Origin of the sequence: Pseudomonas berkeleyensis (genome assembly GCF_014109765.1) — a bacterium.
Lineage (GTDB): Bacteria > Pseudomonadota > Gammaproteobacteria > Pseudomonadales > Pseudomonadaceae > Aquipseudomonas > Aquipseudomonas berkeleyensis.
Genome location: NZ_CP059139.1, coordinates 2,710,324 through 2,732,136 on the forward strand (window position 1 = coordinate 2,710,324; position 21,813 = coordinate 2,732,136).

The following is a 21,813-nucleotide window of genomic DNA, read 5'->3' on the forward strand; positions in this document are numbered from 1 at the left end:
TGTCATGACATCGATGCTTTCCTCCCGCCAGCGTGGTGCCATGCGCCTGGCCTGGCGCTTCATCGCGCCTTATCGCGGCCGAGTAGTGGGCGCGCTGCTGGCGCTGATGTTCACGGCGGCGATCACCCTGTCCATGGGCCAGGGCATCAAGCTGCTGGTGGATCAGGGCCTGGCCACGCAATCGCCGGCAGCGCTGCGTCAGTCCCTGCTGCTGTTCTTCGTGCTGGTTCTGGCGCTGGCCTTTGGCACCTATACGCGCTTCTATCTGGTGTCGTGGATCGGCGAGCGAGTGGTCGCGGATATCCGTCGGCGGGTGTTCGATCATCTGATCGAGCTGCACCCAGGCTTCTACGAGAGCAATCGCAGTTCGGAAATCCAGTCACGGCTGACTGCCGATACCACGCTACTGCAATCGGTGATCGGCTCATCGCTGTCGATGGCGCTGCGCAACCTGATCATGCTGATTGGCGGCAGCGTGCTGCTGGTGGTCACCAATCCCAAGCTCAGCGGCATCGTCCTGCTGGCCTTGCCGCTGGTGGTGGCGCCTATCCTGCTGTTTGGCCGCCGCGTGCGCGCACTGTCGCGGCAAAGCCAGGATCGTGTGGCGGATGTCGGCAGCTACGTGGGCGAGGCGCTGGGGCAGATCAAGACGGTGCAGGCCTACAACCACCAGGACGAGGACAAGCGTCGTTTCGGTGAGTCCGCCGAGGCGGCGTTCGATGTGGCGCGCAAGCGTATCGCCCAGCGTTCGTGGTTGATCACCGTGGTCATCGTGCTGGTGCTCGGTGCGGTGGGGGTGATGCTCTGGGTGGGCGGCATGGATGTGATCGCCGGGCGTATTTCCGGCGGCGAACTGGCCGCTTTCGTGTTCTACAGCCTGATCGTCGGCTCGTCGTTCGGCACCTTGAGCGAGGTGATCGGCGAGTTGCAGCGTGCGGCCGGCGCCGCTGAGCGTATTGGCGAGCTGCTGCGTGCCAGTAACGCCATCGTGGCGCCGCCGCAGCCGCAGCACCTGTCGCAGCCGGTGCAGGGACGTATCGAGCTGCAGGGCGTGCGCTTCGCCTATCCGTCACGCTCGGACAGCTATGCCATCGATGGCATCGACCTGCAGGTGGCAGCGGGTGAGACCTTGGCTCTGGTTGGCCCTTCTGGGGCAGGCAAGTCGACGCTGTTCGACCTGCTGCTGCGCTTCTTCGACCCGCAGGCCGGGCGCATCCTCATCGATGGCGTGCCGATCGATCAGCTCGATCCGCGTGAGTTACGTGCCAGTTTCGCCCTGGTTTCGCAGAATCCCGCGCTGTTCTTCGGCTCGGTCGAGGACAATATTCGCTATGGTCGCCTGGATGCCAGTCATGCCGAGGTGGAAGCGGCTGCACGTGCGGCGCACGCTCATGAATTCATCCAGCGCCTGCCACAGGGCTATCAGACTCATCTCGGTGAGGCCGGGCTCGGGCTCTCCGGTGGCCAGCGTCAGCGTCTGGCGATTGCTCGTGCCTTGCTTGCCGATGCGCCGATCCTGCTGCTGGACGAGGCTACCAGCGCACTGGATGCAGAGAGTGAACATCTGATCCAGCAGGCGCTGCCATCGCTGATGGCTGGACGCACGACGCTGGTGATCGCCCATCGTCTGGCCACGGTGAAACAAGCGGATCGCATTGCGGTGATCGAGCAGGGGCGCCTGGCCGCGATTGGCCGGCATGCCGAGCTGATCGAGCGCAGCCCGCTCTATGCGCGTTTGGCCGAGTTGCAGTTCGGCAGCTAGCTCTTGGGCCTGATAGTGGCGGCAGCGCCGGCCGAGGCGATGATGATCGCGCCGACGGCCAGCCACTGCCCCCAGAGCAGCTTCTCGCCGAGAAAAATCAGGCCGCATAGCGCGGCGACAGCCGGCTCCAGGCTCATCAGGACACTGAAGGTGCGTGCTGGCAGGCGCGTTAGGGCGACCATCTCCAGGCTGTAGGGCAGAGCGGAAGACAACAGCGCGACGCCCAGTGCGATTGGCAGCAGATCGACGCTCAGCAGGTCGCTACCGGCATGCCAGACCCCGATGGGTAGAACCAGCAGCGCGGCGACCCAGGTTCCCAGCGCAACGGTGTGGCGCCCATGCTGGGCGCCGGCTTTCTGGCCGAAGATGATGTACAGCGACCAGCAAACGCCCGCACCGAGCGCCAAGGCGGCGCCAAGCGGGTCGATGGCGCTCTGCGTGGCACCGGTGGGTAGCAGCATCCACAGCCCAGCAATGGCCAGGATGACCCAGATGAAATCCAGCAGACGGCGTGAAGAAAACAACGCCAGGGCCAGCGGGCCGGTGAATTCCAGGGCCACGGCGATGCCCAGTGGAATGCTCTGCAGCGACATGTAGAAGAGCAGGTTCATGCCCCCCAGGGACAGGCCGTAGGCGACGAGTGCCTGGCACTTGCGCAGATCCAGCTTGGCCCGCCAGGGCTGCATCACCAGCGACAGAATGATCGCACCGAGCACCAGGCGCAGCGCCGTGGTGCCCTCGGCACCGACTAGGGGGAACAGGTTCTTGGCCAGCGATGCACCGCTCTGGATCGAGACCATGGCCACCACGAGCAGGGCTATGGGGACAAAAAGTGCGGTGCGCGACATGGGGCTGTGTCCTGGTGCTGATCATCAAAGAAAAAACCGGCCGCTGGGGCCGGTTCTTCGTGGCGCCTTGTGGCTTAGCGGTATTCGCAGAGGTAAGCGGTATCCACGGCCACCTTCAGCTGGAACTTGCTGTTGGCTTCGACGGTGAACTTGCTGCCGGCTTCAAAGGTGTTCCAGCTGTCGCTACCCGGCAGTTTGACGGTCAGGGCGCCGGCGACGACATGCATGACTTCCAGCTGACTGGTGCCGAATTCGTATTCGCCCGGGGCCATCACGCCAATGGTGGCAGGGCCTTCAGCCATGGTGAAGCCGATGGATTTGACGGTGCCGTCGAAGTACTCGTTGACCTTGAACATCTGCGATTCCTCGGAAGGGTTTGGAAAAAATGCTGGGAGCCAGTTTTAACGTCGCTAGGCGACGACCCGAAGGATGGCCGCCATGGATGGCAGGCCATAAAAGGGCGCCAGTATGCCCAAGCGCTTTTTTTTCGTCATCACCCTTTCACGGGGAGAACCAGTGGCAGCAGGCGTGCTGTATTGCGTGCGTCCTCCAGGGCACGGTGCTGCTGCCCTTGAAACTGCATGCCGGCCAGTTGCAGGGCGCTGTGAAGGCCTACGGGGCGTGGCAACTGACGCGCCTTGGCGAAGGCTTGCTTGAGGTTCAGGTGCGGAACATCGGCCAACAGGCTATGCAGCTGATGCTGGCGCCATTCCTGTTCCAGTTGGCGGCGGTCGTAGTCCCCCCAGCTGCTCCAGCCCGCCAGACGCGGCGCATGTTGTCCCAGCCAGCGTTCGAACTGGGTCCATACCTGAGGCAAGGCGGCGGCGCTATCGATCTCGGCCTGGGTGATATGGGTGAGTTCGCGGCAGAAGTCGGTCAGGCAGGGCCGGCGCTGCGGTTTGATGATGCGCTGAAAATGGTCGCGCTCATGACCATCTGCTCCGACCAGGCTGGCACCGATCTCGATGATTTCCATTTCTTCCATCGCCCAGCCGCCTTCGTCGGTGGTGGCTTCCAGGTCGATGACTAGCCAATGCCCCATGGGCGCTCCTTAGAACCTGTCTGCGATATTTTGCGCTTCGGCCCCGCTGCATTGAAAAGGTTCCTGGCATCAGATCAGGCTCAAGCCCTCGCTCTGAACGAAACCGCTGGCAGTATGGAAGGGCTTTTCGAGCAGGGCAAACGCCGTGTTAGGCTCTGCCGCCTACATCTGGAGGAGGTTGGTATGGCAAAGGTCGCGTTTCTCGGCTTGGGCGTCATGGGCTATCCAATGGCCGGGCATCTGGCGCGCAAAGGGCATCAGGTGACGGTCTACAACCGCTCGCCGGGTAAGGCCGAGCAATGGATGGGCGAATACGCCGGCAGCAGTGCGCCAACACCGCGTGAAGCCGTGCAGGGTGCCGAGCTGGTGATGTGCTGCGTGGGCAACGATGATGACCTGCGCAGCGTGGTTCTGGGCGAGCAGGGCGCTTTCGCGGGTATGGCGCCGGGCGCCGTCCTGGTCGATCACACCACGGCCTCTGCTGATGTCGCGCGGGAGCTGGCAGCTATCGCCGCCGAGCGCGGCCTGGGTTTTCTCGATGCGCCGGTGTCTGGTGGTCAGGCGGGCGCCGTCAACGGCGTGCTGACGGTGATGGTTGGCGGCGAGCCGCAAGCCTATGCCGCCGCCGAAGCTGCTATCCAGAGCTATGCGCGAATGATTCGACTGATGGGGCCGGCCGGTAGCGGGCAGTTGACCAAGATGGTCAACCAGATCTGCATCGCTGGCCTGGTTCAGGGGTTGGCCGAGGCGCTGAACTTCGCTCAATGCGCCGGTCTCGATGGCCACGCGGTGGTCGATGTGATCAGCAAGGGCGCTGCGCAATCCTGGCAAATGGAAAATCGCTACAAGACCATGCTGGCCGGTGAGTTCGATTTCGGTTTCGCCGTCGACTGGATGCGCAAGGATCTGTCGATCCTGCTCGAAGAGTCGCGCCGCAATGGGGCGCAACTGCCGGTCACGGCGCTGGTCGACCAGTTCTACGCCGACGTGCAGGGCATGGGCGGTGGGCGCTGGGACACCTCCAGTCTGTTGGCGCGCCTGCAGCGTAACCACTGATCATGAAAGGCCTCGACTGGCGGCGCGCGCATCATTAGGATCGCCGCCGTTCGTTTCGCGTCGTCGAGGTCTTCTCATGGAATGTCGTGCCGGTTGTGGTGCCTGCTGCATCGCGCCCTCCATCAGTTCGCCGATTCCAGGCATGCCCGAAGGTAAGCCAGCAGGCGTGCGTTGTCTCCACCTTACCGTTGACTACCTCTGCGCCCTGTTCGGGCGGGCGGAGCGTCCGGCTGTGTGCGCTGCATTCAAGGCTGACGAGCTTGTCTGTGGCGACAGCCGTGAGAGTGCCATTCGAATGCTGGGTTGGCTCGAGCAGGCGACTGCCTGATGATCTGAACCCGCTATGATCATCAGCGGTCGAAACGCAAACAATCCCCAGGGAGCTGGTCTGAAGATGATCCGTATTTCCGCATTGGCCATGATCTTGTGTGCGAGCGCCGCCCATGCCGCCGAGAGGCCGTGGCAGCTGGAACGGGAGGAGGACGGCATTCGTGTCTATCTGGCCGAGGTGCCTGGGTCGAAGTACAAGGCCTACCGTGGCGTGGTCACGGTAAAAAGCGATCTGCCGCATTTGCTGGCCTTGCAGGAGGACGTTTCAGGCTCCTGCGCCTGGATCTTCAGCTGTCAGCAGCAGCGGCTGCTGGAGACCAAGGACGATGTCAGCGAAATCTATACCCGCTTCAAGATGCCCTGGCCGGTGAAGTCGCGTGATTCAGTGATTCAAGTCACCACTCGAACCGAGCCTGACGGCAGCGTCACGCGTCTGCTCAAGGCCGTGCCTGAGCGCCTGCCGGAAGAAAAGGACTTCGTGCGGGTCAGTCGGGTCGATGGCCAGTGGCATATGAAGCCGCTGAGCGATGGTGAGGTGGAAGTGACTTACGAGGTGCATACCGAGCCGGGTGGTAGCGTACCGTCCTGGCTGGCCAACAGCTTCGTGGTCGATGCGCCGCTGGAGACGCTGAAGGGGTTGCGTGCGCAGGCCGAGGGGCGTTGAGTCGCGCTGCATAGCTGGATAAATGAAAAAAGGCTGCCAATTGGCAGCCTTTTTCGTGATGCAGCGCTATCAGTCGCGGTTGGCAGGCAGGTCGCGCTGCTCGTAACCGGTGTACAGTTGGCGCGGGCGACCGATCTTGTACGGACCGGAGAGCATTTCCTTCCAGTGCGAGATCCAGCCGACGGTACGTGCCAGGGCGAAGATCACGGTGAACATGCTGGTCGGAATACCGATCGCCTTGAGGATGATCCCCGAGTAGAAGTCGACGTTCGGGTACAGGTTGCGTTCCTTGAAGTACGGATCGGTCAGGGCGATCTCTTCCAGGCGCATGGCCAGTTCCAGCTGCGGATCGTTGGTGATGCCCAGCTCGCCGAGGACTTCGTCGCAGGTCTGCTTCATCACGGTAGCGCGCGGGTCGCGGTTCTTGTAAACGCGATGGCCGAAACCCATGAGCTTGAACGGATCGTTCTTGTCCTTGGCCTTGGCGATGAACTTGTCGATGTTCGATACGTCACCGATCTCGTCCAGCATGGCCAGTACGGCTTCGTTGGCGCCACCGTGTGCAGGGCCCCACAGTGCGGCGATGCCGGCTGCGATACAGGCGAACGGGTTGGCGCCCGAGGAGCCTGCCAGGCGCACGGTGGAGGTGGAGGCGTTCTGCTCATGATCGGCATGGAGGATGAAGATCTTGTCCATCGCCTTGGCCAGCACCGGGCTGATCGGTTTGATCTCGGCCGGGGTGTTGAACATCATGTGCAGGAAGTTTTCCGCGTAGTTCAGGTCGTTACGCGGGTACATCATGGGTTGGCCCATGGAGTACTTGTAGGTCATGGCCGCGATGGTCGGCATCTTGGCGACCAGGCGCATGGCCGAAATCTCGCGATGGCGCGGATTATTGATGTCCAGCGAGTCATGGTAGAAGGCGGAGAGGGCGCCCACTACGCCGCACATGATGGCCATTGGGTGGGCATCGCGGCGGAAGCCGTTGAAGAAGGTCTTCAACTGCTCGTGAACCATGGTGTGGTTCTTGATGGTGCTGACGAACTGGGCCTTCTCTTCCTTGCTCGGCAGTTCGCCATTGAGCAGCAGGTAACAGGTTTCCAGGTAGTCGGAGTCTTCGGCGAGTTGCTCGATCGGATAGCCGCGGTGCAGCAGGATGCCCTTGTCACCATCGATATAGGTGATCTTCGACTCGCAAGAGGCGGTCGACATGAAGCCGGGATCAAAAGTGAAGCGACCCGTGGCGGTCAGGCCCCGCACATCGATTACATCAGGACCAACGGTGCCGGTCAGAACAGGCAGTTCGACGGGGGCTGCGCCCTCGATGATCAACTGCGCTTTTTTGTCAGCCATGTGTGGCCTCCTAATTATGCTTGGAATCATCAACCAGCCCCCCACGCAGGGCCCGCACCACTATAGTGGGATAAATCCGAAAGTCAATTTGCGAAAACCCAGCTGGCAGAAGGGTTTCGGCGTGGTTTTCAACGAAAAAAGGCCGCTATTTACGTCATTTTTTTACAGTCTGCAATGCGCTTTTTAGGGGGGGAGGTCGCATTGTCATTAGTCTGCTAACTGTCTATACTCTGCGGCCGACCGCCACAGGCTTTAGGGCCGTGTCATGGCGGTTGTCACTCATTGGGTGATGGGTACCTTGCCAGTGCACTTCCCAACAACTTTGCCCTGATAGTTAGGGGCTCTCAGTGTGATAAAAAAGCCGTGAATAGCCAACGACCTGTAAACCTAGACCTTCGGACTATCAAGCTTCCGATCACCGCTTACACGTCCATTCTTCACCGTATCTCCGGTGTCATCCTCTTTGTCGGTATCGCCATCCTGCTGTTCGGCCTCGACAAGTCGCTGACTTCCGAAGAGGGCTTCGCCCAAGTGAAAGAATGCCTGACCAGCCCGCTGGCCAAGTTCGTGATCTGGGGTCTTCTGTCCGCTCTGCTGTACCACCTGGTGGCCGGTGTGCGCCATCTGATCATGGATGTCGGCGTCGGTGAGACGCTTGAAGGCGGCAAGCTGGGCTCGAAAATCGTGCTTGTCATCTCGGTCATCGTGATCGTGCTGCTGGGGGTGTGGATATGGTAACCAACGTTACGAACTTCTCGCGTTCGGGCCTCTATGACTGGATGGCGCAACGCGTTTCTGCGGTCGTTCTCGCGGCTTACACGCTGTTTCTGCTGGGCTATGTGATCTGTAATCCAGGGATGGGCTATGCCGAATGGCACGGCCTGTTCTCTCACACCGCGATGCGCATCTTCAGCCTTCTGGCGCTGGTTGCGTTGATCGTGCACGCCTGGGTAGGTCTGTGGACCATCACCACCGACTACCTGACGCCCATGGCCATTGGCCGCTGGGCTACCGGCGTGCGTTTCCTGGTTCAGGCGGTATGTGGCGTTCTCCAGTTCGTCCTGTTCGTCTGGGGCGTCCAGATTCTGTGGGGTTTCTGATTCATGGCTAGCATCCGTACTCTTTCCTATGACGCCATCATCGTAGGTGGTGGTGGCGCTGGTATGCGCGCAGCGCTGCAGCTGGCTCAGGGCGGTCACAAGACTGCCGTGGTCACCAAGGTGTTCCCGACTCGCTCGCACACCGTATCCGCTCAAGGTGGTATCACCTGCGCCATCGCTTCGGCCGACCCGAACGATGATTGGCGCTGGCACATGTACGATACCGTCAAGGGTTCCGACTACATCGGTGACCAGGACGCTATCGAATACATGTGTTCCGTCGGTCCGGAGGCCGTGTTCGAACTCGAGCACATGGGCCTGCCGTTCTCCCGTACCGAGCAAGGCCGCATCTATCAACGTCCGTTCGGCGGTCAGTCCAAAGGCCCGGATAATCCGACTCAGGCTGCCCGTACCTGCGCCGCTGCCGACCGTACCGGTCACGCACTGCTGCACACCCTGTATCAGGCCAACCTGAAAGCCGGCACCTCGTTCCTCAACGAGTGGTACGCAGTCGATCTGGTGAAGAACCAGGACGGCGCTATCGTCGGCATCATCGCCATCTGCATCGAGACTGGCGAAACCGTCTACATCCGCTCCAAGGCCGTGGTTCTGGCCACTGGCGGTGCCGGTCGTATCTACGCCTCCACCACCAACGCCCTGATCAACACTGGCGACGGCGTGGGCATGGCTCTGCGTGCTGGCGTACCGGTGCAGGACATCGAGATGTGGCAGTTCCACCCGACCGGTATCGCCGGCGCCGGTGTACTGGTTACCGAGGGCTGCCGTGGTGAGGGTGGTTACCTGATCAACGCCCATGGCGAGCGTTTCATGGAGCGTTACGCTCCCAACGCCAAAGACCTGGCTGGCCGCGACGTCGTTGCCCGCTCCATGGTCAAGGAAGTGATCGCCGGCAACGGCTGTGGTCCGGACAAGGATCACGTGCTGCTCAAGCTCGATCACCTGGGCGAAGAAGTACTGCACAGCCGCCTGCCTGGCATTTGCGAACTGTCGAAGACCTTCGCGCACGTCGACCCGGTTGTCGCACCGGTTCCGGTCATTCCGACCTGCCACTACATGATGGGCGGCGTTGCCACCAACATTCATGGCCAGGCAATGACTCAGGACGCCAACGGCAACGACAAGATCATCGAAGGCCTGTTCGCCGTAGGTGAAGTGGCGTGCGTATCGGTACACGGCGCCAACCGTCTGGGCGGTAACTCGCTGCTCGACCTGGTCGTGTTCGGTCGTGCCGCTGGCCTGCACCTGGAAAAAGCGCTGAAAGAAGGCGTGGAAGTCCGTGGTGCCAGCGAAACCGACATCGAGCAGTCGCTGTCGCGTCTGGCTGGTGTCAACGAGCGCAGCACTGGCGAAGATGTCGCGCCGCTGCGTAAAGAGCTGCAACAGTGCATGCAGAACTACTTCGGTGTATTCCGTACTGGCGAATACATGCAGAAGGGCATCCAACAACTGGCCGACCTGCGTGAGCGCATCGCGAAAGTCAAAATCGCGGACAAGAGCCAGGCGTTCAACACTGCGCGTATCGAAGCGCTGGAACTGCAAAACCTGCTCGAAGTCGCCGAAGCGACCGCGGTCGCAGCCGAGGCTCGTAAAGAGTCCCGTGGCGCCCACGCTCGTGAAGACTTCGAAGAGCGCGATGACCAGAACTGGCTGTGCCACTCCCTGTACTTCCCAGGCGAGAAGCGCGTTGCCAAGCGTGCCGTCAACTTCGCGCCGAAGACCGTTCCGGCATTTGAACCCAAGGTTCGGACTTATTAAGGGTGACTGATATGTTGCAAGTCAGTGTTTATCGCTACAACCCGGAGAAAGACGCTGCTCCGTTCATGCAGGACTTCCAGGTCGATACCGGAGGCAAGGACATCATGGTTCTTGACGTGCTGGCGCTGATCAAGGAACAGGACGAAGGCTTCTCCTACCGTCGCTCCTGCCGTGAAGGTGTTTGCGGCTCCGATGGCATGAACATCAACGGCAAGAACGGCCTCGCCTGCATCACGCCGATCTCCGCTGCCGGCCTCAAGGGCGGCAAGCTGGTGATTCGTCCGCTGCCAGGCCTGCCGGTCATTCGTGACTTGGTCGTCGACATGAGCATCTTCTACAAGCAGTACGAGAAGGTGCAGCCGTTCCTGCAGAACGATACGCCGGCTCCGGCCATCGAGCGTCTGCAGTCGCCGGAAGAGCGTGAGAAGCTTGACGGCCTGTATGAGTGCATTCTGTGCGCGTGCTGCTCGACCAGCTGCCCGTCGTTCTGGTGGAACCCTGACAAGTTCCTCGGTCCCGCTGCACTGCTGCAGGCCTACCGCTTCCTGGCCGACAGCCGTGACACCAAGACCAGCGAGCGTCTGGCGTCCCTGGACGACCCGTTCAGCGTGTTCCGCTGCCGCGGCATCATGAACTGCGTGAACGTGTGTCCGAAAGGGTTGAACCCGACCAAGGCCATTGGTCACGTTCGCAACATGTTGCTGCAAAGCGGTACCTGATTCGAAAGTTGCTGTACCTGTAACACCTGCAAGTCCGGCTTCGGCCGGCCTTGCAGTAAAAGCCAGAACCGCAGCCCACAAAGCCGCGGTTCCATATTCGAAAAATTATGACGACCAGCAGGGGCATCCGGGCTGGTACCCGGACTATCTGCGGGAACCCAAGTGGCTTTATCCGAGTCGCAGCACCATGACTTTGATTTGGGCCATACGGTATTCGCGCCGATGGTGTCCCCTTACCGAGGGTGACCAAGCATGCAAGAAAGCGTGATGCAGCGCATGTGGGACAGTGCCCACCTATCCGGTGGCAACGCTGCCTACGTGGAAGAGCTCTACGAGCTCTACCTGCACGATCCCAACGCTGTGCCAGAAGAGTGGCGCACTTACTTCCAGAAGCTGCCGACCGATGGCAGCGCTGCAGCGGATGTGTCGCACTCGACCATTCGCGATCATTTCGTTCTGCTCGCCAAGAATTCGCGTCGTGCCCAGCCGGTTTCCGCCGGGGCCGTCAGCAGCGAGCACGAGAAGAAGCAGGTAGAAGTGCTGCGTCTGATCCAGGCCTACCGCGTGCGTGGCCACCAAGCCGCCCAGCTCGATCCGCTGGGGCTGTGGGTGCGTACCGCGCCGTCCGATCTGTCGATCAATCACTACGGCCTGACCGACGCTGACCTGGATACCACTTTCCGTACCGGCGAGCTGTACATCGGTAAGGAAGAGGCGACCCTACGTGAAATCCTCGGTGCGTTGCAGCAGACATATTGTCGCACCATCGGTGCCGAGTTCATGCACATCGTCGATTCCGGCCAGCGTCACTGGTTCGCCCAGCGTCTGGAAAGCGTGCGTGGTCGTCCGCAATTTTCCGCCGAAGTGCAGGCGCACGTGCTCGAGCGCGTCACCGCCGCCGAAGGCCTGGAGAAGTACCTGGGTACCAAATACCCAGGCACCAAGCGCTTCGGTCTTGAAGGTGGTGAGAGCCTGATCCCGATGCTGGACGAGATCATCCAGCGTTCCGGCTCCTATGGCACCAAGGAAATCGTCATCGGTATGGCCCACCGCGGCCGTCTGAACGTACTGGTCAACACCTTCGGCAAGAACCCGCGCGACCTGTTCGACGAGTTCGAAGGCAAGAAGACCGAAGGCCTGTCCTCCGGTGACGTGAAGTACCACCAGGGCTTCTCGTCCAACGTCATGACCGCTGGTGGCGAAGTCCATCTGGCGCTGGCGTTCAACCCCTCGCACCTGGAGATCGTTTCTCCGGTGGTCGAAGGTTCGGTACGTGCCCGCCAGGATCGTCGTAACGACGCCAGTGGCGACAAGGTTCTGCCGATTTCCATCCACGGTGATGCGGCATTCGCCGGTCAGGGCGTGGTGATGGAAACCTTCCAGATGTCGCAGACCCGTGGCTACAAGACGGGCGGTACCATCCACATCGTGATCAACAACCAGGTTGGTTTCACCACCAGCCGTCCGGAAGACTCGCGCTCGACCGAATACGCCACCGACGTGGCGAAGATGATCCAGGCGCCGATCTTCCACGTGAACGGTGATGATCCGGAAGCCGTGTTGTTCGTAACCCAGCTGGCTGTCGATTATCGTATGCAGTACAAGCGTGACGTGGTCATCGACCTCGTCTGCTACCGTCGTCGCGGCCACAATGAGGCCGACGAGCCTAACGGCACCCAGCCGCTGATGTACCAGCAGATCGCCAAGCAGCGCACCACCCGTGAGCTGTATGCCGATGCACTGGTCGCTGCCGGTGTGCAGACCAGCGAAGACGTACAGGCCAAGATCGACGAATACCGTACCGCGCTGGATAACGGTCAACACGTGGTCAAGAGCCTGGTCAAGGAGCCCAACAAGGAACTGTTCGTCGATTGGCGTCCGTACCTGGGCCACACCTGGACTGCGCGTCACGACACGCGCTTCGACCTGAAGACCCTGCAGGATCTGTCGGCCAAGCTGCTGGAGATTCCGGACGGTTTCCTGGTTCAGCGCCAGGTTTCCAAGATCCTCGAAGATCGCCAGAAGATGGGCGCCGGCGGCTTGCCGATCAACTGGGGCTACGCCGAGACCATGGCCTACGCGACCCTGTTGTTCGAAGGCCATCCGATCCGCATGACCGGTCAGGACATCGGCCGTGGCACCTTCTCGCACCGTCACGCGGTGTTGCACAACCAGAAGGACGCCAGCACCTACGTTGCCCTGAAGAACCTGTACGAAGGTCAGCCCAAGTTCGAGCTGTACGACTCCTTCCTTTCCGAAGAAGCGGTGCTGGCCTTCGAATACGGCTATTCGACCACCGTGCCGAATGCGCTGGTGATCTGGGAGGCTCAGTTCGGCGACTTCGCCAACGGTGCCCAGGTGGTATTCGACCAGTTCATCTCCAGTGGCGAGCACAAGTGGGGCCGTCTGTGCGGTCTGACCATGCTGCTGCCGCACGGTTATGAAGGGCAGGGGCCTGAGCACAGCTCGGCGCGTCTGGAGCGTTACCTGCAACTGTGCGCTGAGCACAACATGCAGGTCTGCGTGCCGACCACTCCGGCTCAGGTCTACCACATGCTGCGTCGTCAGGTGATCCGTCCGCTGCGCAAGCCGCTGGTGGTGCTGACTCCGAAGTCGCTGCTGCGTCACAAGCTGGCAATCTCGACCCTGGAAGATCTGGCCGAAGGCTCGTTCCAGACCGTCATCCCGGAAATCGATGCGATCGATCCGAAGAAGGTCGAACGCCTAATTCTGTGCAGCGGCAAGGTCTACTACGACCTGCTGGAAAAACGCCGCGCCGAAGGCCGCGAAGATACCGCCATCGTGCGTATCGAGCAGCTCTATCCGTTCCCGGAAGACGACCTGGCCGAGGTTCTGGCTCCGTACAAGAACCTCAAGCACATCGTCTGGTGTCAGGAAGAGCCGATGAACCAAGGGGCCTGGTACTGCAGCCAGCACCACATGCGTCGCGTCGCCACTGCGCACAAGAAGGCACTGTTCCTCGAGTACGCCGGTCGCGATGCCTCGGCTGCGCCAGCTTGCGGTTACGCCTCGATGCATGCCGAGCAGCAGGAAAAACTGCTGCAGGACGCCTTTACTGTTTAACGCCTTCATCCGGCAGGTGGCATTCGCCGCCTGCCGGTACAAAACGAATTTAAGGAACACATACAATGGCTATCGAGATCAAAGCCCCTACCTTCCCGGAATCGGTTGCCGACGGCACCGTCGCCACCTGGCACAAGAAGCCGGGCGAAGCGGTCAAGCGCGATGAGCTGATCGTCGACATCGAAACCGACAAGGTCGTGATCGAAGTCCTGGCCGAGGCCGACGGCGTCCTGGCTGAAATCATCAAGAACGAAGGCGATACCGTTCTCTCCAACGAACTGCTGGGCAAGCTGACCGAAGGTGGCGCTGCCGCTGCTCCGGCTGCTGCACCTGCCGCCGCTGCTCCAGCTCAAGCTCAAGCTGCTGCCCCGGCTGCTGGTGACGACGCCATCCTTTCGCCGGCTGCTCGCAAGCTGGCCGAAGAGAACGGCATCGACCCGAACAGCATCGCTGGCACCGGCAAAGGCGGTCGAGTGACCAAGGAAGATGTGGTCGCTGCTGTCGAAGCCAAGAAGAACGCTCCGGCTGCTCCTGCTGCCAAGCCGGCTGCCGCTGCTGCCGCTCCGGTTGTGACCGCCGCTGGCGACCGCACCGAGAAGCGCGTTCCGATGACCCGCCTGCGCGCCAAGATCGCCGAGCGTCTGGTCGAGGCTCAGTCGACCATGGCCATGCTGACCACTTTCAACGAAGTGGACATGACCGAAGTCATGGCCCTGCGTTCGAAGTACAAGGATCTGTTCGAGAAGTCCCACAACGGCGTGCGCCTGGGCTTCATGTCCTTCTTCGTCAAGGCCGCTACCGAAGCGCTGAAGCGCTTCCCGGCAGTCAATGCTTCGATCGATGGCAACGACATCGTTTACCACGGCTACTCCGACATCGGTGTTGCAGTTTCCAGCGACCGCGGCCTGGTGGTTCCGGTACTGCGTAACGCCGAGCTGATGAGCCTGGCCGAGATCGAAAGCGGTATCGCCACCTTCGGCAAGAAAGCCAAAGACGGCAAACTGTCGATCGAGGAAATGACCGGCGGCACCTTCACCATCACCAACGGTGGTACTTTCGGTTCGATGATGTCGACCCCGATCGTCAACCCGCCGCAGGCCGCTATCCTGGGCATGCACAACATCGTTCAACGTCCGATGGCCATCAACGGTCAGGTCGTTATCCGCCCGATGATGTACCTGGCGCTGTCCTACGATCACCGCCTGATCGATGGCAAGGAAGCCGTTAGCTTCCTGGTGACCATCAAGAACCTGCTGGAAGACCCGGCTCGCCTGCTGCTGGAAATCTAAGCCAGTCTTTTCCAAGGCGGCCTCGGTATGAGGCCGCCCGGTTTTTTCGAGAAGGAATCAGTTATGACTCAGAAATTCGACGTGGTAGTCATCGGTGCCGGCCCTGGTGGCTACGTTGCCGCCATCAAAGCAGCGCAACTCGGCCTGAAGACCGCCTGCATCGAGAAGTATCAGGACAAGGAGGGTAAAGTCGCCCTCGGCGGTACTTGCCTGAACGTCGGCTGCATCCCCTCCAAGGCTCTGCTGGACAGCTCCTGGAAATACCACGAAGCCAAAGACGGCTTCGCCGTGCACGGCATCGAGGCCAAAGGCGTCACCATCGACGTTCCGGCCATGGTCGCGCGCAAGAACACCATCATCAAGAACCTCACCGGTGGCGTTGCCGGCCTGTTCAAGGCCAACGGCGTGACCCTGCTGGAAGGCCACGGCAAGCTGCTGGCTGGCAAGCAGGTCGAAGTGACCGACAAGGATGGCAAGACCTCCATCGTCGAAGCGCAGAACGTGATCCTGGCTTCCGGCTCGCGTCCGGTTGACATCCCGCCGGCTCCGGTCGATCAGGACGTCATCGTCGACTCCACCGGCGCCCTGGAATTCCAGAGCGTACCGAAGAAGCTGGGCGTGATCGGCGCTGGCGTGATCGGCCTTGAGCTGGGTTCGGTCTGGTCGCGCCTGGGCGCGGAGGTCACCGTTCTCGAAGCCCTGGACAAGTTCCTGCCGGCTGCTGACGAGCAGATTGCCAAGGAAGCGATGAAGACCCTGACCAAACAGGGCCTGAGCATCCGCCTGGGCGCTCGCGTGACCGGTTCGGAAGTGAAGAAGAAGCAGGTTACCGTGAGCTTCACCGACGCCGAAGGCGAGCAGAAAATGGTGTTCGACAAGCTGATCGTGGCCGTTGGCCGCCGTCCTGTCACCACCGACCTCCTGGCTGCTGACAGCGGCGTGACCCTCGATGAGCGCGGCTACATCTTCGTCGACGATCATTGCGCGACCAGCGTACCGGGCGTTTACGCCATCGGTGACGTGGTGCGTGGCGCCATGCTGGCCCACAAGGCCTCGGAAGAGGGCGTGATGGTTGCCGAGCGCATCGCTGGCCACAAGGCCCAGATGAACTACGACCTGATCCCGTCGGTTATCTACACCCACCCGGAAATCGCATGGGTCGGCAAGACCGAACAGCAGCTGAAGGCTGAAGGCGTTGCCGTCAACGTCGGTACCTTCCCGTTCGCTGCCAGCGGCCGTGCCATGGCTGCCAACGATACTGGTGGTCTGGTCAAGGTCATTGCCGATGCCAACACCGATCGCGTACTGGGCGTTCACGTGATTGGCCCGAGCGCTGCCGAGCTGGTTCAGCAAGGTGCGATCGGCATGGAATTCGGCACCAGCGCCGAAGACCTGGGCATGATGGTCTTCTCGCACCCGACGCTGTCCGAGGCGCTGCACGAAGCAGCCCTGGCCGTGAACGGTGGCGCGATCCACATCGCCAACCGCAAGAAACGCTAAGCGTTAGTGGCCGAGTCGTTCGGCCACTCGAGTTGTTGTAAGCCGCCGTGGTAGATGGGGCGTTGTGTAATCGCCTTGTCGCTACGGCGGTGTTTGCAAGCAGAACCACGTCGGGAGGCTCGCGTCACGTTGCAGAACGTGTCGCGCAAGGCCCGGCGGACTGCTCAGGCAGTCACAGGTGGCGCGGTATCAAAAGTGCAGCGCCGAATGCGCAATACCTAAACGAAGACGGTAGACAAGCATGAATCTTCACGAGTATCAGGGTAAGCAGCTGTTCGCTGAATACGGCCTGCCCGTATCCAAGGGCTTCGCGGTAGACACCCCGGAAGAGGCCGCTGAGGCCTGCGAAAAAATCGGTGGTACCGAGTGGGTCGTCAAGGCTCAGGTACACGCTGGTGGCCGCGGTAAAGCGGGCGGTGTGAAACTGGTCAAGAGCAAGGAAGACGCCAAAGCCTTCGCAGCCAACTGGCTGGGCAAGCGTCTGGTGACCTATCAGACTGATGCCAATGGCCAGCCTGTCACCAAGATCCTGGTCGAGTCCTGCACCGACATCGCCAAAGAGCTGTACCTGGGTGCCGTTGTAGACCGTTCCAGCCGTCGTATCGTGTTCATGGCTTCCACCGAAGGTGGCGTGGACATCGAGAAGATCGCTCACGAGACCCCTGAGAAAATCCTCAAGGCCACCATCGATCCGCTGGTCGGCGCACAGCCGTACCAAGGTCGTGAGCTGGCGTTCCAGCTGGGCCTGGAAGGCAAGCAAGTCGCTCAGTTCGCCAAGATCTTCGTAGGTCTGGCCAAGCTGTTCAAGGATCACGACCTGGCTCTGCTGGAAGTCAACCCGCTGGTCATCAAGGCCGACGGCGACCTGCACTGCCTGGACGCGAAGATCAACATCGACGCTAACGCCATGTACCGTCAACCGAAGCTGAAGACCTTCCACGACCCGTCGCAAGACGACGCCCGTGAAGCCCACGCTGCCCAGTTCGAACTGAACTACGTTGCCCTTGAAGGCAACATCGGCTGCATGGTCAACGGTGCTGGCCTGGCCATGGGCACCATGGACATCGTCAACCTGCACGGCGGCAAGCCGGCCAACTTCCTGGACGTTGGCGGCGGCGCGACCAAAGAGCGCGTGACCGAAGCGTTCAAGATCATCCTGTCCGACAGCAACGTCGCTGCCGTTCTGGTGAACATCTTCGGCGGTATCGTTCGTTGCGACATGATTGCCGAAGGCATCATCGGTGCAGTGAAAGAAGTTGGCGTGAAGGTTCCGGTTGTCGTCCGTCTGGAAGGCAACAACGCTGAACTGGGTGCCAAGGTACTGGCCGACAGCGGCCTGAACATCATCGCGGCAACCAGCCTGACCGACGCTGCTCAGCAAGTCGTCAAAGCTGCGGAGGGCAAGTAATGAGCGTCCTGATCAATAAAGACACCAAGGTTATCTGCCAGGGTTTCACTGGCTCGCAAGGTACCTTCCACTCCGAACAAGCCATCGCCTACGGCACCAAGATGGTTGGCGGCGTGACCCCGGGCAAGGGCGGCACCACTCACCTGGGCCTGCCGGTGTTCAACACCGTGAAAGAAGCCGTTGAAGCCACTGGCGCCGACGCTTCGGTCATCTACGTTCCGGCTCCGTTCTGCAAAGACTCGATCCTGGAAGCTGCCAACGGCGGCATCAAGCTGATCGTTTGCATCACCGAAGGTATCCCGACTCTCGACATGCTCGACGCCAAGGTCAAGTGTGACGAGCTGGGCGTTCGTCTGATCGGCCCGAACTGCCCGGGCGTGATCACTCCCGGCGAGTGCAAGATCGGCATCATGCCGGGTCACATCCACCTGCCAGGCAAAGTAGGCATCGTGTCACGTTCCGGCACCTTGACCTATGAAGCCGTCAAGCAGACCACTGACGCCGGTTTCGGCCAGTCCACCTGCGTGGGCATCGGTGGTGACCCCATCCCGGGCTCCAACTTCATCGACATCCTGAAGCTGTTCCAGGAAGACCCGAAGACCGAAGCGATCGTCATGATCGGCGAGATCGGCGGTTCGGCTGAAGAAGAAGCGGCCGCCTACATCAAGGCCAACGTCACCAAGCCTGTAGTTTCCTACATCGCTGGTGTGACCGCTCCTCCCGGCAAGCGCATGGGCCATGCTGGCGCCATCATTTCCGGCGGCAAAGGCACTGCAGACGAGAAATTCGCTGCACTGCAGGACGCAGGCGTGAAAACCGTGCGTTCCCTGGCTGACATCGGCAAGGCCCTGGCCGAGCTGACCGGTTGGGAAGCCAAGAACGCCTAAGCGTTTTTGACGGAACGAGAGAGGCCACCTTCGGGTGGCCTTTTTCGTTTGCACTGTGCAAAAGCAAGCATTCGTTAGCACTGCAAGTTTCGTCAGCGCGACGCAGAGTTACAGGCTTTCGACACCCAGAACGGCAACTGTCCTGCTCGGGGGCTGTTTTGGGTAGTATCGCCGCCATCGAGCGTTCCGGGTGCCACAAGCCTCCAGGCGACGCCCAAGTGGCCCGGATCACCCGTTCCAGGCGACGTTTCCCAGACCTGAAGGAAACTTTCACGTTCTGATTCTCTGCCAGTGGTATTTCCCTCTATGACTCGTTTGAAAGGCCTGGATCTCCTCGCCCTTGGTTTCATGACGTTTGCCCTTTTCCTGGGTGCAGGCAACATCATCTTCCCGCCCAGTGCCGGTATGTCCGCCGGTGAGAACATGGGCGCCGCCGCTTTCGGCTTCCTGCTTACCGGCGTGGGTTTGCCACTGCTCACCGTGGTGGCTCTGGCCCGTGTTGGCGGCGGCCTGCCGACTCTTACCGCACCACTCGGGCGTTTCGCCGGTGTATTGCTGGCGGTTGCCGTGTACCTGGCGATCGGCCCGTTGTTCGCCACGCCGCGCACTGCAGTCGCTTCCTTCGAGATTGGCATGCAGCCTTTTGTCGGTAACAGCCCACTGGCGCTGTTCGTTTACACCCTGGTGTATTTCGCTGCGGTTCTGTTTCTCTCGCTCAACCCGGGACGTCTGGTCGACCGTGTGGGCAAGGTCATCACGCCGGTGCTGATCGCGGCGCTGATCGTGCTGGGTGGCGCCGCGCTGTTCGCGCCTGCTGGCGTCGTCGGACAATCCAGTGGCGCCTACAGCAGCGAGCCGCTGGTACAAGGATTCCTGCAGGGTTACCTGACCATGGATGCGCTGGGTGCACTGGTATTCGGCATCGTCATCGCTACGGCCATCCGTGATCGTGGCGTCACCGATGCCGGTCTGGTGACTCGCTATTCGGTAATCGCCGGCATCATTGCCGCCGTCGCACTTTCGCTGGTTTATCTTTCGCTGTTCTATCTTGGCGCGACCAGTCATGAGTTGGCCGCCGGCGCCGAGAATGGCGGGCAGATCCTCACGGCCTATGTTTCGCATACCTTCGGTAGTGGTGGCTCGTTGCTGCTGGCGGTAGTGATCATCCTGGCGTGTCTGACCACCGGTGTTGGTCTACTGACTGCCTGTGGCGAGTTTTTCAGCGACTTGTTGAAGCTGCCTTATCGCGTTGTGGTCGTGGCGTTGGCGGTGTTCAGTCTGGCGGTTTCCAACCAGGGGCTGACCCAGTTGATCAGTGTGTCCATTCCGGTGCTGGTGGGTCTCTATCCGCTGGCCATCGTGCTGGTCGCACTGAGTCTGGCCAATCGTTTGTGGCATTCGCAGTCGCTGGTGTTCGTGCCAGTCATGGCAGTGACCCTGGTATTCGGCGTGGTCGATGGCCTGACCGTCGCTGGCAAAGGGGAGTGGGTACCGGGCTTCTTCGCCCGCCTACCACTGGCCGAGCAGAGCCTGGGCTGGTTGGTGCCGGTGCTGGTGACGCTGGCGCTGGTCGCCGTACTCGACCGCATCATTGGCGCGCCGAAGGCCGCCACGGCCTGAGCCCCGATGATGAATGGAAAGACTGCTTTACCAGGCTGTGTGAAAACTACTGCGCTCGGCCATGCTGCGTTAAAAACAGGCTCAGAATGCTCATTTACAACGCGTAAACTGCGCTTCTTCGCCTGTTTTTGCCTTGCCTGACCTTCGCTCGCTACGTTTTCACACTGCCTGTTACAGCGGCCTTTTTATTGAACAAGAGAGGAGGCGGGCTGGCTATAATCCGCGGCAGTCATACAAGGAGTTGGCATGCCCATCAGTGATCAGTACCTGCCTCATCTCTTAGCCGTGCTCTGGTTTGTCATTTGCTGGGCCGGCTATACCCGTTACGCACAGCTCAAGGGCCGTGATACGCCTTGCCTGGCCAGCGTTCTGCACCTGTATCGCGAAGACTGGATGCGTCGCATGCTGCTGCGCGACAACCGTATCGCCGATGCCAACGTGATCGGCAACCTCGAGCGCAACGCCTCGTTCTTCGCCTCCAGTACGCTGATCATCCTTGCCGGTATCCTCACGGTACTGGGCGCCTCCGATCGTGCTCTGTCGCTGCTGGCTGATCTGCCGTTCGTGCAGTCGGCCAGCCGCGGCCTGTCCGAAGTGAAGCTATTGTGCCTGGGCATCGTGTTCGTCTATGCCTTCTTCACCTTCAGCTGGTGCATGCGTCAGTACAACTTCGCTGCCGTTCTGGTGGGGTCTGCGCCCATGATCGGCGAGCGCCACGTCACCGAGCAGGAGCGCAAAGCCTTTGCCGAGCGCACGGCGCGTGTCATCTCGATGGCCGCCAACCAGTTCAACTTCGGTTTGCGGGCCTATTATTTCGGTATGGCAACGCTGGCGTGGTTCATCAACCCCTGGTTCTTCATGCTGGTGACTGCCGGTGTGGTGGTGGTGCTGTATCGCCGTGAGTTCCATTCGGATGTGCTGGAAGTGATGGTCTATACCCCAACGCCGGCCGCTGAAGTGGCCAAGGAGAAGAGTGAATGAGCATACCGTTCTGGTGCATCTTCATCAGCGCCTTACTGATCTTCATCGCCAAGGCTCCGCTGGCCAAGGCGATGGCTGCTGAGGGCGGCGGTCGTTACGACAACCATCACCCGCGCGCCCAGCAGGCGCGTCTGACCGGTTTCGGTGCGCGTGCCCTGGCCGCGCATCTGAACAGCATCGAGGCGTTCCCGCTGTTTGCCGTCGGCGTGTTGATGGCTCACGTGACGCAGACCTACGGCTACCTCATCGACATTCTGGCGATCACTTTCGTCATCAGTCGCGTGCTGTATCTGTTGTTCTACTGGTGGGATATGCACTGGCAACGCAGCCTGGTGTGGATCATCGGGCTTTTGTGCAGCCTGTTGTTGATGCTCAGTCCGGTGCTGTAAGGCGA

General features: G+C 60.8%; 20 protein-coding genes. 16 read left to right on the forward strand and 4 right to left on the reverse strand.

The features are described 5' to 3' along the window. Window positions 1–4: 4 nt before the first annotated feature. Window positions 5–1,762 (forward strand): ABC transporter transmembrane domain-containing protein, encoded by a 1,758-nt coding sequence (locus tag HS968_RS12670; RefSeq protein ID WP_182371490.1) that lies wholly within the window; start codon window positions 5–7, stop codon window positions 1,760–1,762. Here the strand turns inward: HS968_RS12670 and rhtA are convergent. The 3 genes from rhtA to HS968_RS12685 form a co-directional block, all read right to left on the reverse strand. Beyond that, on the reverse strand, window positions 1,759–2,610 hold the full coding sequence (gene rhtA / locus HS968_RS12675) for a threonine/homoserine exporter RhtA (protein WP_182371491.1): 852 nt from the start codon (window positions 2,608–2,610) through the stop codon (window positions 1,759–1,761). The two genes, HS968_RS12670 and rhtA, sit on opposite strands and share 4 nt — an antisense overlap. Window positions 2,611–2,684: 74 nt before the next feature. Next, the gene (ppnP, locus tag HS968_RS12680) at window positions 2,685–2,966 is read right to left on the reverse strand and encodes a pyrimidine/purine nucleoside phosphorylase (RefSeq protein ID WP_003459961.1); all 282 of its coding nucleotides are present in this window, start codon (window positions 2,964–2,966) and stop codon (window positions 2,685–2,687) included. 137 nt (window positions 2,967–3,103) lie between these two features. Beyond that, the gene (locus tag HS968_RS12685; protein ID WP_182371492.1) at window positions 3,104–3,652 is read right to left on the reverse strand and encodes an exonuclease domain-containing protein; all 549 of its coding nucleotides are present in this window, start codon (window positions 3,650–3,652) and stop codon (window positions 3,104–3,106) included. Between the two features lie 183 nt (window positions 3,653–3,835). Between HS968_RS12685 and HS968_RS12690 the strand changes: the two genes are divergently transcribed. The 3 genes from HS968_RS12690 to HS968_RS12695 all read left to right on the forward strand — a co-directional run bounded on the left by HS968_RS12690 (window position 3,836) and on the right by HS968_RS12695 (window position 5,702). Continuing rightward, a complete protein-coding gene (locus HS968_RS12690) occupies window positions 3,836–4,708 on the forward strand; it encodes an NAD(P)-dependent oxidoreductase (RefSeq protein WP_182371493.1) in 873 nt (290 codons plus the stop codon). 76 nt (window positions 4,709–4,784) lie between these two features. Continuing rightward, entirely contained in the window at window positions 4,785–5,036 is a 252-nt protein-coding gene (locus HS968_RS26385) for a YkgJ family cysteine cluster protein (protein WP_119691200.1), read from the forward strand. A 66-nt stretch (window positions 5,037–5,102) separates the two neighbouring features. Next, the gene (locus HS968_RS12695; RefSeq protein WP_182371494.1) at window positions 5,103–5,702 is read left to right on the forward strand and encodes an START domain-containing protein; all 600 of its coding nucleotides are present in this window, start codon (window positions 5,103–5,105) and stop codon (window positions 5,700–5,702) included. Between the two features lie 69 nt (window positions 5,703–5,771). On the opposite strand, the gene gltA is transcribed toward HS968_RS12695, so the two are convergent. After that, complete coding sequence (gene gltA, locus HS968_RS12700) at window positions 5,772–7,055, reverse strand: citrate synthase (protein ID WP_106741412.1); 1,284 nt, start codon at window positions 7,053–7,055, stop codon at window positions 5,772–5,774. Between the two features lie 363 nt (window positions 7,056–7,418). On the opposite strand from gltA, the gene sdhC reads away from it, so the two are divergent. From sdhC to HS968_RS12760, 12 genes are all read left to right on the forward strand, one after another. Beyond that, complete coding sequence (sdhC, locus tag HS968_RS12705) at window positions 7,419–7,793, forward strand: succinate dehydrogenase, cytochrome b556 subunit (protein WP_106741410.1); 375 nt, start codon at window positions 7,419–7,421, stop codon at window positions 7,791–7,793. Next, window positions 7,787–8,155: a succinate dehydrogenase, hydrophobic membrane anchor protein gene (gene sdhD, locus HS968_RS12710; protein ID WP_119691202.1), complete on the forward strand. Its 369-nt coding sequence runs from the start codon at window positions 7,787–7,789 to the stop codon at window positions 8,153–8,155. Before sdhC ends, sdhD begins: the two co-directional genes overlap by 7 nt. A 3-nt stretch (window positions 8,156–8,158) precedes the next feature. Then, window positions 8,159–9,931: a succinate dehydrogenase flavoprotein subunit gene (sdhA, locus tag HS968_RS12715; protein WP_106741405.1), complete on the forward strand. Its 1,773-nt coding sequence runs from the start codon at window positions 8,159–8,161 to the stop codon at window positions 9,929–9,931. Between the two features lie 11 nt (window positions 9,932–9,942). Then, the gene (locus tag HS968_RS12720) at window positions 9,943–10,650 is read left to right on the forward strand and encodes a succinate dehydrogenase iron-sulfur subunit (RefSeq protein ID WP_106741402.1); all 708 of its coding nucleotides are present in this window, start codon (window positions 9,943–9,945) and stop codon (window positions 10,648–10,650) included. Window positions 10,651–10,902: 252 nt separating this feature from the next. Next, a complete protein-coding gene (locus tag HS968_RS12725) occupies window positions 10,903–13,734 on the forward strand; it encodes a 2-oxoglutarate dehydrogenase E1 component (RefSeq protein ID WP_182371495.1) in 2,832 nt (943 codons plus the stop codon). Between the two features lie 65 nt (window positions 13,735–13,799). Further along, window positions 13,800–15,023, forward strand: a complete 1,224-nt coding sequence (gene odhB / locus HS968_RS12730; protein ID WP_182371496.1) for a 2-oxoglutarate dehydrogenase complex dihydrolipoyllysine-residue succinyltransferase — start codon at window positions 13,800–13,802, stop codon at window positions 15,021–15,023. A gap of 63 nt (window positions 15,024–15,086) precedes the next feature. Continuing rightward, complete coding sequence (gene lpdA / locus HS968_RS12735) at window positions 15,087–16,523, forward strand: dihydrolipoyl dehydrogenase (RefSeq protein ID WP_119691205.1); 1,437 nt, start codon at window positions 15,087–15,089, stop codon at window positions 16,521–16,523. A 241-nt stretch (window positions 16,524–16,764) separates the two neighbouring features. Further along, the gene (gene sucC / locus HS968_RS12740) at window positions 16,765–17,931 is read left to right on the forward strand and encodes an ADP-forming succinate--CoA ligase subunit beta (protein WP_179625014.1); all 1,167 of its coding nucleotides are present in this window, start codon (window positions 16,765–16,767) and stop codon (window positions 17,929–17,931) included. Further along, window positions 17,931–18,818, forward strand: a complete 888-nt coding sequence (gene sucD, locus HS968_RS12745; protein ID WP_106741389.1) for a succinate--CoA ligase subunit alpha — start codon at window positions 17,931–17,933, stop codon at window positions 18,816–18,818. The genes sucC and sucD overlap by 1 nt, the downstream gene beginning before the upstream one ends. A gap of 306 nt (window positions 18,819–19,124) precedes the next feature. After that, entirely contained in the window at window positions 19,125–20,438 is a 1,314-nt protein-coding gene (gene brnQ / locus HS968_RS12750; RefSeq protein ID WP_182371497.1) for a branched-chain amino acid transport system II carrier protein, read from the forward strand. A gap of 246 nt (window positions 20,439–20,684) precedes the next feature. Continuing rightward, window positions 20,685–21,419 (forward strand): DUF599 domain-containing protein, encoded by a 735-nt coding sequence (locus tag HS968_RS12755; RefSeq protein WP_106741384.1) that lies wholly within the window; start codon window positions 20,685–20,687, stop codon window positions 21,417–21,419. Continuing rightward, on the forward strand, window positions 21,416–21,808 hold the full coding sequence (locus HS968_RS12760; protein WP_182371498.1) for an MAPEG family protein: 393 nt from the start codon (window positions 21,416–21,418) through the stop codon (window positions 21,806–21,808). The genes HS968_RS12755 and HS968_RS12760 overlap by 4 nt, the downstream gene beginning before the upstream one ends. Window positions 21,809–21,813: the final 5 nt, after the last annotated feature.

What these genes read in the sequence shown, in the direction of transcription:
- HS968_RS12670 (WP_182371490.1), top strand. Translation starts at nt 5, where the DNA reads ATGACATCGATGCTTTCCTCCCGCCAGCGTGGTGCCATGCGCCTGGCC.
- rhtA (WP_182371491.1), bottom strand. Translation starts at nt 2,610, where the DNA reads ATGTCGCGCACCGCACTTTTTGTCCCCATAGCCCTGCTCGTGGTGGCC.
- ppnP (WP_003459961.1), bottom strand. Translation starts at nt 2,966, where the DNA reads ATGTTCAAGGTCAACGAGTACTTCGACGGCACCGTCAAATCCATCGGC.
- HS968_RS12685 (WP_182371492.1), bottom strand. Translation starts at nt 3,652, where the DNA reads ATGGGGCATTGGCTAGTCATCGACCTGGAAGCCACCACCGACGAAGGC.
- HS968_RS12690 (WP_182371493.1), top strand. Translation starts at nt 3,836, where the DNA reads ATGGCAAAGGTCGCGTTTCTCGGCTTGGGCGTCATGGGCTATCCAATG.
- HS968_RS26385 (WP_119691200.1), top strand. Translation starts at nt 4,785, where the DNA reads ATGGAATGTCGTGCCGGTTGTGGTGCCTGCTGCATCGCGCCCTCCATC.
- HS968_RS12695 (WP_182371494.1), top strand. Translation starts at nt 5,103, where the DNA reads ATGATCCGTATTTCCGCATTGGCCATGATCTTGTGTGCGAGCGCCGCC.
- gltA (WP_106741412.1), bottom strand. Translation starts at nt 7,055, where the DNA reads ATGGCTGACAAAAAAGCGCAGTTGATCATCGAGGGCGCAGCCCCCGTC.
- sdhD (WP_119691202.1), top strand. Translation starts at nt 7,787, where the DNA reads ATGGTAACCAACGTTACGAACTTCTCGCGTTCGGGCCTCTATGACTGG.
- sdhA (WP_106741405.1), top strand. Translation starts at nt 8,159, where the DNA reads ATGGCTAGCATCCGTACTCTTTCCTATGACGCCATCATCGTAGGTGGT.
- HS968_RS12720 (WP_106741402.1), top strand. Translation starts at nt 9,943, where the DNA reads ATGTTGCAAGTCAGTGTTTATCGCTACAACCCGGAGAAAGACGCTGCT.
- HS968_RS12725 (WP_182371495.1), top strand. Translation starts at nt 10,903, where the DNA reads ATGCAAGAAAGCGTGATGCAGCGCATGTGGGACAGTGCCCACCTATCC.
- odhB (WP_182371496.1), top strand. Translation starts at nt 13,800, where the DNA reads ATGGCTATCGAGATCAAAGCCCCTACCTTCCCGGAATCGGTTGCCGAC.
- lpdA (WP_119691205.1), top strand. Translation starts at nt 15,087, where the DNA reads ATGACTCAGAAATTCGACGTGGTAGTCATCGGTGCCGGCCCTGGTGGC.
- sucC (WP_179625014.1), top strand. Translation starts at nt 16,765, where the DNA reads ATGAATCTTCACGAGTATCAGGGTAAGCAGCTGTTCGCTGAATACGGC.
- sucD (WP_106741389.1), top strand. Translation starts at nt 17,931, where the DNA reads ATGAGCGTCCTGATCAATAAAGACACCAAGGTTATCTGCCAGGGTTTC.
- brnQ (WP_182371497.1), top strand. Translation starts at nt 19,125, where the DNA reads ATGACTCGTTTGAAAGGCCTGGATCTCCTCGCCCTTGGTTTCATGACG.
- HS968_RS12755 (WP_106741384.1), top strand. Translation starts at nt 20,685, where the DNA reads ATGCCCATCAGTGATCAGTACCTGCCTCATCTCTTAGCCGTGCTCTGG.
- HS968_RS12760 (WP_182371498.1), top strand. Translation starts at nt 21,416, where the DNA reads ATGAGCATACCGTTCTGGTGCATCTTCATCAGCGCCTTACTGATCTTC.